Consider the following 15,185-nt stretch of genomic DNA (forward strand, 5'->3'; position numbering starts at 1 on the left):
GCCTGCGGGGTCTCCCCTGGACACGTTTTCCCGCAGGAGTCTCGTACCTTACGCTCCAATCAACTTTGTTTTACCTTTTTAGAAAGAGCCCCATTTGTCTAAAAACTCGGTAATACTTGATTTTTCCTACAGTATTTTTGAGTGCTTATAGAATTGAAACGTTGATTTCCACTCCAGGCACTCGCTTTCCGCGGGCGGTCCGGGAAGCCTCGGGGGCTCCCCTGGACACGTTTTCCCGCACGAGTCTCGTACCTTACGCTCCAATCAACTTTGTTTTACCTTTTAGAAAGAGCCCCATTTGTCTACAAACTCGATAATACTTGATTTTTCCTACAGTATTTTTGAGTGCTTATAGAATTGAATCGTTTATTTCCATTCCAGGCACTCTCTTTCCGCACAGAAGTCACGAACACCCGCTACGATCAGCTTAGTTATAAAATTAGATGCAAACCGTACTGATCGGTTGAAGGAATTGCTTTGGGTCAGCTGGTTTAGGAACATTCTTATTAAAAGTGGCCGTCAGGCTGCTTTTTTTGTTTTCTTCAAATTTAAAGGATAAAGGTTAATTATCTCAAAATACTGAAAAATCAAATATTATTTCTAAGCTAAATAATAAAAAAATATTGGTAGGTATGTTATGTAATATATGTTAATATGGGATATGCAATGAAAGGGTTTTCATTGCAAGAATGATAAAAATATTTTAATATAGTAATAATGCCGCTTTTTGATCTTCATTCACTTTAAAAGACGGTTAAAAAATTTATTGCCAGAAATGGGGCATTACACGATGAAATACAGATCTGCATTCGATATAATCGGTCCCGTCATGATTGGACCTTCAAGTTCACATACAGCAGGAGCTGCCAGAATTGGCAGAGTAGCAAGGACATTATTTGGAAAGCAACCGAAGAAAGCGATTATTTCTTTATATGGTTCTTTTGCAAAAACATACAGGGGACACGGTACGGATGTTGCTGTCGTCGGCGGGATCTTGGATTTCGATACGGATGATGAACGAATCCCTGCCTCTTTAACGATAGCGGAAGAAGCCGGTATGGACGTTTCCTTTACAATCGAGGATACTGTGATGGATCATCCTAATACAGTCAAAATCAGATTGTTCGACGAGGATAAGGAATTGGAACTTGTCGGGATCTCGATTGGCGGCGGAACGATAGAAATAACGGAGCTGAATACATTCAAGCTCAAATTGTCAGGGGAAAACCCAGCCATTTTAGTCGTGCATAACGATGTGTTTGGAATCATATCTTCCGTTTCGACCGTATTGGCGAATCATGAAATTAACATTGGTCATATGGAAGTCTCACGAAAAGAAAAAGGCCAAATGGCCCTCATGGTGATTGAAGTCGATCAGAAAATCCAGAGCGATGTCATGATGGAAATTGAAGGATTGGAAAACGTGTCACAAGTCATAAGAATGGTTGAATGATCATCATTAAAAGTGCTGGCATAGATATGGAGGTAAAAACATGTTCCGAAATGTAGCAGAGTTGGTTGAACTTGCTGAAAGTAAAAATGTGAAAATCGCGGAAATCATGATTTTACAAGAAATGGAGTTCTCAGGCCTGTCGAGAGAACAGATCATCGAAAAGATGGACAGGAATTTGACAGTGATGGAACAAGCGGTGGAAAGAGGCCTGAAAGGTGTGCAATCAGTGACAGGCCTAACGGGCGGAGATGCCGTTCTTTTGCAAAATTATATCAAGTCGGGCAAGGCACTGGCAGGTAATTTATTATTGGATGCCGTCAGTAAAGCAGTTGCCACGAACGAAGTGAATGCAGCAATGGGAATGATCTGTGCCACTCCGACTGCAGGTTCTGCGGGAGTTGTGCCCGGTACATTATTTGCCGTGAAAGAAAAATTAAACCCGACCCGGGCAGAGATGATTGAATTTCTTTTCACTTCCGCTGCCTTCGGGTTCGTGGTTGCAAACAATGCTTCCATTTCTGGAGCGGCTGGTGGCTGCCAAGCAGAAGTGGGCTCGGCAAGCGGAATGGCCGCAGCTGCGATAGTGGAACTGGCCGGCGGTACACCAAGCCAAGCGGCAGAAGCGATGGCGATCACTTTGAAGAATATGCTTGGATTGGTTTGTGACCCAGTGGCTGGATTGGTTGAAGTTCCTTGCGTGAAACGTAACGCAATGGGTGCATCCAACGCAATAACGGCAGCTGATATGGCACTAGCGGGCATTACGAGCCGCATTCCATGTGACGAAGTGATCGATGCCATGTATAAAATAGGATTGACCATGCCGGTTGCACTTCGTGAAACGGCAGAAGGCGGCCTGGCTGCGACTCCTACTGGGCGAAAATTGGCAAAGGAAATTTTCGGTTCATATAAATAAACATCCAATCCCATTAACAAGAGGTTTGTTAATGGGATTTTTAATTTGTCTTAAAAATAAATGAGGCTATTTTGTGATTGGAAAAAGGAAATTAGAGGAAGACCGAGGGATTTGGCGTTTTTGGACACGGGGATGGAAACAGTCGTTAAAAAATCTGAATTATCAGTGAATATGGAGCCGTAGCAACTTTGTGAGTTATCCCTTTCAATGATAAGATGAGTACGAAATTCACTATGGGAAGGATTGATTCTTCATTAATTTTCTCGAACTAACGTACACGTCGGCAATGGAAAAAGCGATGTTTCAGGCTCATGGAATCGGCTATGCACTATATGCTCAAAAACTGGAGCAACGCATGATGGTTGAACAAGAACGGGAACAGGATTATCTACAGGGCAGGCGTATATCAGAGGAGATGAGAGCCAATCTTTTTTTGGGGAGCTAATTTCGATCTGCGATATCGATAACATAAACGAAAAAATCTGAAAAAGGAGCAATCGAAAAGATTGCTCTTTTTGTCCGGCTATAAAGAATATTTTTCCATTAAAAAGAAGGAAACAACACTTTTAAATAGAATGTACGTTCATGAAGAGGAGGATGGTCTTGTTGGAGAGAAGAGCATTGCTTGTATCAGCATTACCGGGATATGAAGAGGAAATTGGGCGGTGGCTATGGTGTTTAGAAGATGTTCGCCGTACGCTTATATCGGAATTGACTGGAATCAGCCAAAATATACTCGATTCGAAAATCGATGAAAGGCAAACGATTGGCTCGATCTTATATCACATCGCGCTGATAGAGGCAGATTGGTTATACGAAGAGGTCCTTGTTACGGAATGGGATTCGGAAATATCCGCGTTGTTTCCAGTAGGGTGCCGTGCTGAAGATGGCTCCCTAAATCATATTGAAGGACAAACATTTGACGAACATTTCTACAGACTCAATAAGGTGCGTGAGGTATTTCTTTCAAACTTCCGCACGATGGACCTGACGGATTGGCGTAAACCGAGGGTACTTGATCAATATGACGTCACACCTGAATGGGTCGTTTACCATTTGATTGAACATGAATCACATCATCGAGGTCAGATTTTCCAATTGCTGAAGAAATTACGGAATAAATGTGAAATTAAAGAAATGTGATGTTTTTATCCCTGCTATCAACATGGTCTCACCCGGACCCATGATTTTAAAACAGGACTGGAATATCCTTAGTGTTTTTTTATCGTTATCCACAGGAATGTTTAATAAATAAAGAACCCGAAGATAAACTTGCTTTCTTTCAGTCTGGAGCTGCCTTTATTGCAGAAAAATTAGCCATAAAAACACCCCGTAAATGTTAGTTTGGTGTCTAACATTTACGGGGCAGTTCAACTCGCTTATCTCGAGTTCGTCTACAGTTTATATGCCTGGACTGACTTTATATCATTTAATCTATTTGGTGATCATGACCGAATTTCGACTTTAAGACGCTGCTTGCATACCCGATGAATCCTCCAACAATGGCAGGGACGATCCACCCAAGCCCAGCTTCATACATAGGAAGTATTGCAGTGAAGAAATCATTGATGAAAGTAATGTGTACACCTGCTCCATTTAATCCATCAAATAGACTGACGATGAATGTTAAAAGTAAGCTGCCTTGATAAACTTCAGGTCTTCCCTTAAATAAGGAATGAAGAAATGTTAGGAAGATCAAAACAATGGCTAATGGATAAATGGCTGTCATAACCGGTACTGAAATGGCAATTAACTCAGTTAGTCCAATATTGGCAATGATTGCACTGAAAATGGATAAACTTATGGCAATCGTTTTGTAAGGCAGACTTGGAAATAGTTTATGGAAGTACGTCGAGCAAGAGGTGATGAGTCCTACGCTCGTCGTAATACAAGCTACTGTGATCATTAATCCCAATAATAGCCCGCCATATGATCCAAAGTAGTAATCCGAGACTTTGGCCAAGATAATGCCTCCATTATCCAAGCGTCCAAGTTCCCCAACGCTTGAAGCACCCATATAAGAGAGAGCTGTATAAATGGTAGCAAGGATAACCGCCGCAATGGCAGTCGCTTTTCCACAAACGATCATGATTTGTTTTTTTGTTTTGGCACCTTTTTCTTTGATGGCATTAATGATGATGATGCCAAAAACAAAAGATGCAAGAGTATCCATGGTTAAATATCCTTCTTTGAACCCGTTGAAAAATGGTTGAACCATATAGTGCTCGGCAGGTGCTTCAAAATCTCCAATTGGATTAACGAAAGCGACTACCACCAGGATTCCAATGAACGTCAACTTGATGGGTGTCAAAACTTTCCCCACAATTTCGACAATTTTCGCGGGATTGAGCGAAAGAAGGCATGAAACTGTAAAAAAGATGATGGTGAAAATAAGTAAAGGCAATGGACCTGGATCTTCAGGTAAAAAAGGTTTTACACCGATCTCAAAAGAAACGTTTCCTGTTCTAGGCATGGCGAATAATGGACCAATGGCTAAATAAAGAATGGTTGTGAATACAATACCAAAGACTGGATGGACACGGCTTGCTAATGATTGTAAGTCATCTTTACCAGAAAAACCGAGTGCCAGCACACCAAGTAACGGTAATCCTACTCCTGTGACCAAAAACCCTGCATTAGCCGACCAGATATTCGTACCTGCCGATTGACCAAGCATTGGCGGGAAAATTAAATTCCCTGCACCGAAGAAAAGGGCAAATAACATGAACCCAATCACTACTATAAATGAAGATGGAACCTTATTAGACAAAATAAACCCTCCGAGTAAACCAAAATTTGCTATTTTAGAAAATTATTAAATTTTCTAAAAATTATATAAACAGTAATACTAAGACCGTACAGTATTATAACTAAATTAAATTGATATTTCAATATATTTTTTGTTTTTTATTATTTACCTTGATTATCAGTGATCCGCCCTTATCTTATTTTGAACATCTAAAGGCTGCTCATACTCATGAAATTTGAAATATAAAGGAAATGAGTATGCGGAAAAACCTGCTTTGCGCCTCGAAGCAGTTTGTGCTTTCGATAAAGAGTGACGGTTTAGACGGTTGAATTATAATGGAATTTAGAGTGGGAAAAATAAGGAGGTGTTTTAGAATGGTTGAAAAAATTCTGGGATTGTTCTTTGAAAAACGGAAACAAAACAAAAAGGATGTTTTATCACTAATTTTGATATTCATGCTTCCTATAATTAATTTGGTTAAGTATATCTCGGATATGGACTTATCTTGGTTAGCTGGCATTGTATCAATTGCAATCATTATTCTTGCAGCATCGATATATTTTGAAGGAAAAAGAAACAGGGAAAATGATGGTTAAACTTCTGTTTTAGTTTGAGGGGACGTTAGGCTAATTGTAGTTGTTCAATCAATAAAATAAAATGACGTTAAAGTAACAATTATTATTACTTTTATTAGGACTTGTACAAGTTAGACGTCGATCTCCACTACATGCACTCGCTTTCCGCGGGCGGTCGGGAAGCCTCCTCGGCGCCTTGCGCCTGTGGTGTCTCCCCTCGACGCGCTTTTCCCGCAGGAGTCTCGCACCTTTCGTTCCAATCAACTAGGTGATCTTTCATGGTTTTTTACAGTAATCCTTAATGGATGGAGGAAATTGCGACACTCCTGCCGAAATACTGGCTAGTCGAGACCCCACAGACGCTTGCGTCGAGGATGCTTGGCAGGCAGTCGGCGGAAAGGAGCGTATTTCCGGCATCACCTGAAATGTAATATAAGAAAAAACCGTATGCTGGCTCATTAGAACCAAGTTTAAGACAAGATGCTCCTTCATGGTTTTTTACAGTAATCCTTAATGGATGGAGGAAATTTGCGACACTCCTGCCGAAATACTGGCTAGTCGAGACCCCACAGACGCTTGCGTCGAGGAGGCTTGGCAGACAGTCGGCGGAAAGGGAGCGTATTTCCGGAATCACTGAACGTTTTTTTAGACAAATCGACTTGAAAAATAGTTTGACTTTTTTAACAATTGTGTTTATATTTGGTTTAATACTAACTACCGTTAGTTAATATAGTGCGAAAAAGTAGGTGTTATACATAAAAAGTAATTCAATGAATCAAATGAATCATGATTTGTAAGCGATTACACAATGTATTTGTAAATCATATCAGAAGACTTTTAAAACCAGGAGATGATAATTATGAAATATCCACTTACACCAGATGTAAAGCCAGAGTTTTGTACAACAGGGACTTTTATGCGTTTACCTTCTCAAAAGCATGATGCAAAGCTGGCAATTGTAGGTATGCCTTTTGATACAGCAGCGTCTTTTCGGGTAGGAGCCAGGTTTGCTCCCCAAGCCATTCGCCAATCATCCATGACCCTGTTTCCCTATCATCCGATTCATAATGTATATCCTTTTGAACAAATGAACGCCATTGATATTGGCGATATCCCTGTTATTCCCCATAATATTCATCGAAGCTATGAGCTAATGAAGGAATCCATCCATGAATTGATGTCCAAAGGGGTCATACCGATTGGATTAGGGGGAGACCATTCTGTTACTTTAGCTAGTTTACGAGCTGCGGCAAAGGTATATGGACCAGTAGCCATGATTCATTTTGATTCCCATACAGATACCTGGGATACATATTATGAGGAAAAATATTGGCACGGATCTCCTTTCATTCGTGCCCACGAAGAAGGTTTACTGCAGGAAGATAAAGTGTTTCAAATAGGAATCCGCGGCACGCTAAACCACTCTGGAGATTTACAGGCAAGCCTCGATTTAGGTTATCGCCTGATTACAACTGGTGAACTTTCCAATCGTGGATTTGAAGATGTTCTGAAAGAGATTAGAAAAACGATTGGTAACACCCCTTGTTTCTTGACATTTGATATAGATTTCGTTGATCCTTCTTTTGCCCCAGGAACAGGTACACCTGAAATTGGTGGTTTTAGCAGCTATGATACATTAAAAATGATACGTTCCCTAACTGAATTTAACTTTATAGGATATGACGTTGTTGAAGTGCTGCCTTCATATGATCCAAGTCAAATCACTTCACTTTTAGCGGCAACACTTGTACATGAATTTGCCAGCCTGGCAGCATTAGGTGCGAAAGAAGATAATTAAATCACTTCAACTTAAAAACAGCCCATTTATTTAATAAAGGAGGCAGCTCTTTGCGATGAAAGGATTACCCGAGCTTAAGCGTTCACTGAATACAAGATATGTAATTGTATTTGGACTTTCCTTTATGGCGCCTGTGACAGTATTTAGCACATATGGCATCGCTATTGATCGTACCCATGGAATGATTCCGACAGCATACATAATCGCGTTAATTGTCATGCTATTCACTTCATATAGTTACGCAAAAATGGTTCAGGTATATCCTACTACCGGGTCAGCTTATACCTTTGTGCAGAAAGGAATTAATTCACACCTTGGTTTCCTGGTAGGATGGGTGATTTTATTGGATTATCTTTTCAGTCCTATGATCAGCGCTTTACTTTTTGGGATTATGGTGAATGCTTATTTCCCTGGTATTCCTATCGTTGCCGTTATCATTTCTTTTATCATTGCTGTGACAACGATTAATATTTTTGGAATTAAGGTCGCTGCAAATGTGAATACCTTTTTGGTGATATTTCAATTTCTTTTTATCATGATCTTCAGTCTGCTTTGCATAAATGGACTTTTAGCAGGAAAAGGCACAGGGGAGTTGTTTTCTAAAGATCCTTTTTTTAGTTCAGACGTGAATATTAATAATCTGCTTTCGATTGTACCTTTATTATGTTTTAGTTTTCTTGGGTTTGATGCGGTTAATACACTTGCAGAAGAGACCAAAAATCCGAAAAAAACACTTCCTAAAGCTATTTATGCTACGACATTGATTGGAGGGTTATTATTTGTTGCAGCTACCTATTTTGCACAATCGATTTTCCCGAATTTCAATGCTTTTAAGAACCCTGATACAGCTATAGTCGATATCATGATTTATACCGGGGGTAATTTTCTGAATAGTTTGTTTGTTTCTGTTGTAGTGACATCCGCTACTGCTTCTGCGATAGCTTCAGGAGGCAGCGGAGCCCGGATTTTATTTGCAATGGGGAGAGATAATGTTCTGCCTAAGCGTATTTTCGGATATGTTTCCCCAAAATTTCAAACGCCCATATTCAATATCTTGATCATAGCTTGTATTGCAATGAGCGCCGTATTTTTGGATATCGCAACGGCTACCTCTTTCATTAATTTTGGGGCACTGTTTGCTTTTACTTTCGTTAATCTTGCAGTGCTTATCCATTATTTTGTGAGACAGAAGCAGAGATCTCCTAAGAGTATCATTTTATATTTCCTTCTTCCCTTAATAGGCACCGGCATAACTATATGGTTTATGACAAAGTTGGATATCCATTCATTAGTATTAGGAATCACATGGATGACAGTAGGGTTCATTTACTTATTGTACTTAACAAAAATGTTTAAGGAACGTCCTCCTGAACTGAATTTTGCAGAGCAAAAAGAAGAATTCGATGTGAAACTCGTTCAATGATCAGTTACTGTTTTATTATTTTGAATGAAAAGAGGTAAACTCCATGACTATTAAAAAAGCGGATATTGTCCTTTCCAGTGATGCTATTTTCACAGGGCTTACACATGAGCCAACGTCTGGGGCAATAGCTATCTTAGGTGACAAAATTTTGAGTGTAGGATCAAAAGCAGAGATTGAACCTTTTATAGGAAGTGGTACAAAAGTATTTAACTATGGAAATCAATTGATTATGCCTGGATTTCATGATTTTCATCTCCACATTATGTTCAGTGCACTAAGTTTAAGTAGTATTAATTTATTTGAAGCCAGGTCAGCTCAAGAAGTGGCTGCAAAAGTACTGGAATTTTCTAAAGAATGTCCTGAGGAAGAATGGATTATCGGCATGCAATGGGATGCAGGTTATTGGCATGATAAACAAGAGCCCCATTATAGAATTCTTGACGCTGTCATTCCAGATCGTCCTGTCGTTCTTTTTCATGCTGAAGGTCATTATACATGGGTGAACAGTAAGGCCATGGAATTAGCAGGAGTTACTGAGGAAATAAGTGATCCGGATTTTGGTCGCTATGAAAGAGATAAGAATGGTTTACTTACTGGAATTTTATATGAAGATGCACAGCAAATCGTTTTAAAAGAGGCATTACGGTTAACACAAAATAAAAAAGAAACGATATTAAAAGAGTTTTTACGATTGTTAACGCAATATGGAATTACTTCTGTAAACGATTTGTTTGCGCCAATAGATGATTTCCTTCAAGACTATGATCTTTTTGAGAAATTGGATAAGCAAGGAGAATTAACGACTAGATTTCATATCACTCCTGAATTGGATGGCAATTTGGACAAAGCTCAAATACTGAGAAATAAATATGTATCAAAGAAAGTGCAATTCTCAGGATTAAAGCAATTCGTTGATGGAACAGTCACGGGCCATACCGCTTACTTCCTGAAACCTTACTCCGATCAATTGGATATTTGCGGTCACCCAGCTCTAGATCCAGAAGTATTGATCGATCGAGTTGTTAAAGCGGATGAACTCGGATTTAGAATCAGGTTTCACGCTATTGGAGATGCGGCAATTCGTTTAGCTTTAGACGCTTTTGAAGAAGCTGTAAGCAAGAATGGAAAAAGAGACTCAAGGCATACAGTCGAGCATATTGAAGTAATTGATTCGGATGACATTGAACGTTTTTCAAAACTGGGGGTCGTTGCCTCGATGCAGCCTGATCACATGGCTGCTTCATCAAGAGAGGTATATTCTTCAATAATAGGTCCTGAAAGGGAAAAAAATGTGTTCCTGACGAAGTCGCTATTAAATACAGGTGCATCTTTAGCTTTAGGAACAGACTTTCCGGTTTCCATCTCATTAAATCCAATGCGGCAAATATATACTGCGATTACTAGAGTGGATAGTAGCGGAGATCCACAAAACACATGGCATCCTGAACAAAAACTCACTTTGGCAGAGGCATTGCAAGCATATACATATGGCTCAGCCCATGGATGTTTCAGGGAGCACGAGCTAGGTACAATAGAAGAGGGGAAACTTGCTGACCTTGTGGTTTTAGACAGAAATCTATTTGATATTCCAGAAAGTGAAGTGCTCGAAACTAAAGTGGAACTAACAATAAACGATGGGATAGTTGTGTATAAAAGCGAAGAAACTTCTTTATCAAGCATATTCTAATTCTTATCTTTCAGAGAAAGAACCATGTTCCAAGGTGTTAAATATTTAGTTTAAAAAAGGAAATGAGTTTATAATGAAATTAACTGACGTTGGATAGTTTGGAGGCTCATTATGACAAAAAATGAAATAAAAAACATTTCCTTATCACTTTTTACCAAGTACGGATACGAGGGAACTGCTTTATCGGAAATTGCCAAGAGGGTAGGTATACAAAAACCCTCAATCTATAACCATTTCAAAAATAAGGATGACCTTTTCTTGTGTCTGTTTGAAGAAATCCTGGAAGAGCATATACGCCAGGTCGAACAATTTGTCGAAGAGATAAATACACTCTCTTCTGAAGAAAAGCTAAAGCACATCCTTCTAGATACTTGTAACTATTATAAAAACCATGAAGATAAAGCAACATTTTTAAAGAGGGCAATGATTTTCCCGCCGGAGCATTTGAAGCACATCTTAAATGAAAGTTTCCTTAAATCTGAAGAATCATTTTCCGCTATCTTACATGCTATCTTTGTCGAAGGAATAGACAAAAAAGAAATACGCCAAGGGAAAATCGAGAACTTAATCATGTCCTATTTCTGTTTGATCGATGGGATATTCATGGAATTTTCTTATTATGGTAAAGAGAATATGGAACCTAGAATTCAAAATATATGGGAAAATTTTTGGTATGGACTAAGTGGATGAAACGTTCAAAAAGTTCATGCTCTAAAAACGATCAAATCGGACTACTTATCTGCTCATTCCGATTAAGTCTGTGAGGGGCTGTACAGTGATTCGTTGATTGGAACGTAGGGCACTCGCTTCCCGCGGGCAGTCTGCGGGAAGCCTCCTCGGCGCCTATGCGCCTGTGGGGTCTCCTCTGGACACGCTTCTCCCGCAGGAGTCTCGCGCCTAAAATCGAAGTCTCTTCCAATATCCTGAAATTGGTAAATTCCCATCGAACATATAAAAGATAACTTTACGATTACTAAAATGGTCAGTTGTTCTTTCTCAGTCAACGCAACTTATGATAAACTGATATTATCAGAATTTTCCAAATAACGGAACGTTCATTGTTCCGTTTAAAGGGCCAGTTTAATTGAACAAGGAATTGGCATGACACCTTGGTTAGTTAGTTATCTAAAACACGTCGCAAATGAATGTTGACCAAAGGGATTATCTATTAAAGGGATTAAATTGGAGGGAATGGAAAATGGATGTAAAGACCCTTTTGTTACAACAATGGGCAAGCTGCTTAGATGAAGAAGATTGGTTTCCACCACTTGAAAAAGTGCTAGAGGATATTACTTTTGAACAGGCAATTTGGAAACCAGCTGATGGGGCAATGAATTCCATTTGGGAATTAGTTTGTCATTTACTTTTCTATGAAAAGAGATTTCTGATGCGGTTTCTGGGTGAAACAGAGAATGAACCACAGGCAGAAAATAATGACTCTACATTTCGACTACCAACTGAGACGTTAGAAAATTGGAAAGAAACAAAACAAGAATACTTTTATGTTCATCGCGAACTTGGAAAAGTACTAGCAAAATCAGAACATGAAGATTTGTATAGACAGGTCCCGGGTGAAGATAATTCATTAGTGCTTGAACTGAAGAGTTTAGCCATGCACGACGCATATCATATTGGGCAAATTGTATTCCTTAGTAAAATGCAAGGAGCTTGGCCAGAGAAACGAAGCTTTTAAAAATGCTTCATTAGCTTTACAATGATTCGATTATAGGGAGCTTTAATGAATAAGAACGGGAACGTCCAAATCGGACGTTCCCGTATTTTATCCTACTTTTTATATAGAAGAAACCCTCATTGGATGGAAGAAATATGCGACACTCCAGCCGAATAACTGGCTAGCCGAGACCCCACAGAAGCTTGCGTCGAGGAGGCTTGGCAGACAGTCGGCGGAAAGGGAGCGGATTTCTGAAATCAACTCGAATTTGCCTGCAAGTAAACTCACAATTCCTTTGTCTTAATCCTTTTGATTAACTCTTCAAACCAAGATATTGTATGATCTGTCCTGGTCGAAAAATAACCCTCCAAAAATTCACGAATATTCTCGTTGCCTTTAGGTTCTGGCTCGAAACTCCCAAGCTGCTCCCAAATAGCCTTGATGGACTTTACTTTTCTTTCTAATATATCTACTACTTTATCCCGGTCCACATACTTGATGTTGGCTAAACCAACAATCATATCCTTGATTTCATCCGCATTTTCAAATAATTTATAGATTTTTTTTGGTAGTTCTTCGCGACCCTTATCCGTAATCGCAAATACCTGTTTATCAGGCCGATGTTCTTCTTTTATCACTTCAACCGGCTCGACTAAACCTTGTTTCACCAATGATTCAAAATGGTAGTACAGTTTACTTTCCGTTAATCCGCCCAGGCGATCCAATGGAATGGGTTCTGAAAGCTGCTTTTTTAATTTATAAGGATAATTTTTATCCTCCATCAGCTTGCTCAATATAAAAATTTGAATAGACATTTTCTACGCTCCTTTAAGAAGTATTATCTCCTTATTGTAGCAAAACCTAAGCTGTGATTTCTGCCGCTTTCTTTTCAACTTCTGTTTCAGAAACTTGTACTGGCATCGGTTTGTGTAAAAACGCGACAATAGCCATGTTAATTAACATCGCAGCGGCACCTACCGCAGCCATTGACCAAATATGCGGACTTGGACTGATGCTGCCAAATAGGTTTGCAAAGTATGCTTGCACCGAGTAATACATCGGTGAAATGTGGCTCATCCATTCATATGGTGCGTGCATCATATCACGTGTGATGGTGGCACCATTCGCTATTGTTTGCATTAATAAAATCGGTAAGTTTAAAATCATGCCACCTTCACCAAATAAGAAGATTAAAATTGCGGTGAAATTAAAACATACCATATAGTTCAGTATTTGTTGACCTACTATACCGAAGAATAGGTCACCGCTCGGCTTGTCAATTAAATAGGCTACACCTACAGCTATGATTGATGAAACCACGGCAATCAATAATGCAGCCATTTGCACATAAGCGAATAACCGTGTTTTGCTTGCTTTTCCCCGGCTGGCTCTAAATGCACCTACTAATTGCATGGCCCCGATCATTGCCCCTACATAACCGGCCATTGTTAAGAACATCGGCAGCATATTATGATTCATGCCATCAGGTATTTCGTTGATTGTAACGACATTTCCTACATAGGATTTCTCAATCTTTTCCGCTAATTCAGCAGCTTGCTTTTCTGGTACATTAAAGTTCATCAATACGCCCTGAGCTGTTTGTTGCGAGAATTGTGTGCTTAACTGATTGTTAATTTCAGTTACGACAGAATTCATGGTAGAAGAAACGACTGTTGCCCCTGCCTCATTGATTGTAAAGTCGATGCTTGATGACGCTTCACCTTTTTGAATATTTTCAGAGAAGGTTTTTGGGATGTGTACGACTAATGCTAAATCATTGTGCTCCAAATCCTTTAAGGCTTGTTTATTTGATATATCCGTCTCGATTTCTTTAAAGGGTAAATTTTCTTGTAAATTTTCGGCGATCATTGCCCCATTTTTACCAGCATCATCATTGATGATGGCGATAGGTAATTTATCGACATTTCCTGGAATGGCTGTATACCCAGGCAAGAAGATACCTAGCATGGCAACTGCATAGAAAATCCCCATAAAGATTGCTGCTGTTGCACCTCGTGTTTTTAAGAATGCAGTAAATTTCATATTTTGAATCCATCCTTTTGTTTTAAAGTATATTACTCAATTTTAAGTACTCAAGTTAGAGTAGTTAAAATGAAGTACTTAGAATTTTATTTTATTTTTTACATAAAGTCAATCGAAAAATTTTATTCAAAAGAAAAACCCCCGACACTTTGTTGGGGGGGATTTTTTATTTAGATTCCTTCGGCAACTTTGTGTGCAAAAAAAATCCTTCTCTGACTAGCATATAGGATCTTGATTTCATTCCATTAAAACACCCATTTTCTCGGTGTTACTAAACGAGTTTAATACAACCTACACTAAAGCCTCTACTGAAGGAGAGTGTCATTTTCACAAATGATGACATTAGTGCAGGTTGTTTTTCATACGATATATTTGGGGTGAAAAAATGCCAAGAGTAAATTATCGAAGTTCAGACGTGGATTTAATGGCAAGGATGATGAGAGCTGAAGCCGAAGGTGAAGGACTGCAAGGAATGTTGTATGTTGGAAATGTAATTGTTAATCGCCTTAAGGCAAATTGTTTAGACTTTAAAGAGTTAAGAACAATTCCACAAGTCATTTATCATGTACAAGGAGGAAATTATTCTTTTGAAGCTGTTCAAAAAGGGAATGTATTTTATCAAAGAGCGAGAACTGCTGAAAAAAGATTAGCAAAACAGAATTTGGATTATTGGAGGCAACACCCAGGGAAATATGCGCTTTGGTATTTTAATCCATATGCTCCATGCCCACCGACTTGGTACGATCAACCTTTTGCCGGTCAATTTAAAAATCATTGTTATTATGAACCAAAGCCTGGAACATGTGAAAGTGTTTATACAGGAGGTTAGGCCGTTATTTCATTTCAAGGAGCTGATTAGCAGCTCCTTT

At 39.2% G+C, this 15,185-nt stretch carries 14 protein-coding genes; 11 read left to right on the forward strand and 3 right to left on the reverse strand.

The genetic code is table 11. The features are described from left to right. Positions 1 to 790 precede the first annotated feature (790 nt). From sdaAB to OTG27_RS23520, 4 genes are all read left to right on the forward strand, one after another. The gene (sdaAB, locus tag OTG27_RS23510) at positions 791 to 1,453 is read left to right on the forward strand and encodes an L-serine ammonia-lyase, iron-sulfur-dependent subunit beta (protein WP_034310833.1); all 663 of its coding nucleotides are present in this window, start codon (positions 791 to 793) and stop codon (positions 1,451 to 1,453) included. A 40-nt stretch (positions 1,454 to 1,493) separates the two neighbouring features. Then, on the forward strand, positions 1,494 to 2,369 hold the full coding sequence (sdaAA, locus tag OTG27_RS23515; RefSeq protein WP_053536547.1) for an L-serine ammonia-lyase, iron-sulfur-dependent, subunit alpha: 876 nt from the start codon (positions 1,494 to 1,496) through the stop codon (positions 2,367 to 2,369). Between the two features lie 298 nt (positions 2,370 to 2,667). Then, positions 2,668 to 2,814 (forward strand): YuzK family famiily protein, encoded by a 147-nt coding sequence (locus tag OTG27_RS26855; protein WP_197281894.1) that lies wholly within the window; start codon positions 2,668 to 2,670, stop codon positions 2,812 to 2,814. 158 nt (positions 2,815 to 2,972) lie between these two features. Beyond that, positions 2,973 to 3,512 carry a DinB family protein gene (locus tag OTG27_RS23520; RefSeq protein WP_268938297.1) on the forward strand — a complete coding sequence of 180 codons (540 nt, stop codon included), beginning with the start codon at positions 2,973 to 2,975 and terminating at the stop codon, positions 3,510 to 3,512. Between the two features lie 286 nt (positions 3,513 to 3,798). Here the strand turns inward: OTG27_RS23520 and brnQ are convergent, their stop codons facing one another. Then, a complete protein-coding gene (gene brnQ / locus OTG27_RS23525; protein WP_268938298.1) occupies positions 3,799 to 5,139 on the reverse strand; it encodes a branched-chain amino acid transport system II carrier protein in 1,341 nt (446 codons plus the stop codon). 353 nt (positions 5,140 to 5,492) lie between these two features. Here brnQ and OTG27_RS23530 point away from each other — a divergent pair, with 353 nt between their 5' ends. The 6 genes from OTG27_RS23530 to OTG27_RS23555 all read left to right on the forward strand — a co-directional run bounded on the left by OTG27_RS23530 (position 5,493) and on the right by OTG27_RS23555 (position 12,294). Beyond that, a complete protein-coding gene (locus OTG27_RS23530; protein WP_268938299.1) occupies positions 5,493 to 5,714 on the forward strand; it encodes a hypothetical protein in 222 nt (73 codons plus the stop codon). A gap of 838 nt (positions 5,715 to 6,552) precedes the next feature. Continuing rightward, positions 6,553 to 7,491, forward strand: coding sequence for an agmatinase (speB, locus tag OTG27_RS23535; RefSeq protein WP_054399163.1), 939 nt, complete (start codon positions 6,553 to 6,555; stop codon positions 7,489 to 7,491). 55 nt (positions 7,492 to 7,546) lie between these two features. Beyond that, positions 7,547 to 8,914, forward strand: coding sequence for an APC family permease (locus tag OTG27_RS23540; RefSeq protein WP_268938300.1), 1,368 nt, complete (start codon positions 7,547 to 7,549; stop codon positions 8,912 to 8,914). A gap of 43 nt (positions 8,915 to 8,957) precedes the next feature. Beyond that, positions 8,958 to 10,601: an amidohydrolase gene (locus OTG27_RS23545; protein ID WP_268938301.1), complete on the forward strand. Its 1,644-nt coding sequence runs from the start codon at positions 8,958 to 8,960 to the stop codon at positions 10,599 to 10,601. A gap of 111 nt (positions 10,602 to 10,712) precedes the next feature. Beyond that, positions 10,713 to 11,291, forward strand: a complete 579-nt coding sequence (locus OTG27_RS23550) for a TetR/AcrR family transcriptional regulator (protein ID WP_268938302.1) — start codon at positions 10,713 to 10,715, stop codon at positions 11,289 to 11,291. A gap of 508 nt (positions 11,292 to 11,799) precedes the next feature. After that, on the forward strand, positions 11,800 to 12,294 hold the full coding sequence (locus tag OTG27_RS23555) for a DinB family protein (RefSeq protein ID WP_057279083.1): 495 nt from the start codon (positions 11,800 to 11,802) through the stop codon (positions 12,292 to 12,294). A gap of 263 nt (positions 12,295 to 12,557) precedes the next feature. On the opposite strand, the gene OTG27_RS23560 is transcribed toward OTG27_RS23555, so the two are convergent. Together OTG27_RS23560 and OTG27_RS23565 are read right to left on the reverse strand one after the other, a co-directional pair. Further along, complete coding sequence (locus tag OTG27_RS23560; protein ID WP_268938303.1) at positions 12,558 to 13,088, reverse strand: PadR family transcriptional regulator; 531 nt, start codon at positions 13,086 to 13,088, stop codon at positions 12,558 to 12,560. Positions 13,089 to 13,134: 46 nt separating this feature from the next. Beyond that, entirely contained in the window at positions 13,135 to 14,316 is a 1,182-nt protein-coding gene (locus tag OTG27_RS23565; protein ID WP_268938304.1) for a YhgE/Pip domain-containing protein, read from the reverse strand. 385 nt (positions 14,317 to 14,701) lie between these two features. Between OTG27_RS23565 and OTG27_RS23570 the strand changes: the two genes are divergently transcribed. Next, a complete protein-coding gene (locus OTG27_RS23570) occupies positions 14,702 to 15,145 on the forward strand; it encodes a cell wall hydrolase (RefSeq protein ID WP_268564210.1) in 444 nt (147 codons plus the stop codon). The last annotated feature ends 40 nt before the right edge of the window (positions 15,146 to 15,185 follow it).

This window comes from Peribacillus sp. AS_2 (assembly GCF_026891895.1).
Lineage (GTDB): Bacteria > Bacillota > Bacilli > Bacillales > DSM-1321 > Peribacillus > Peribacillus frigoritolerans.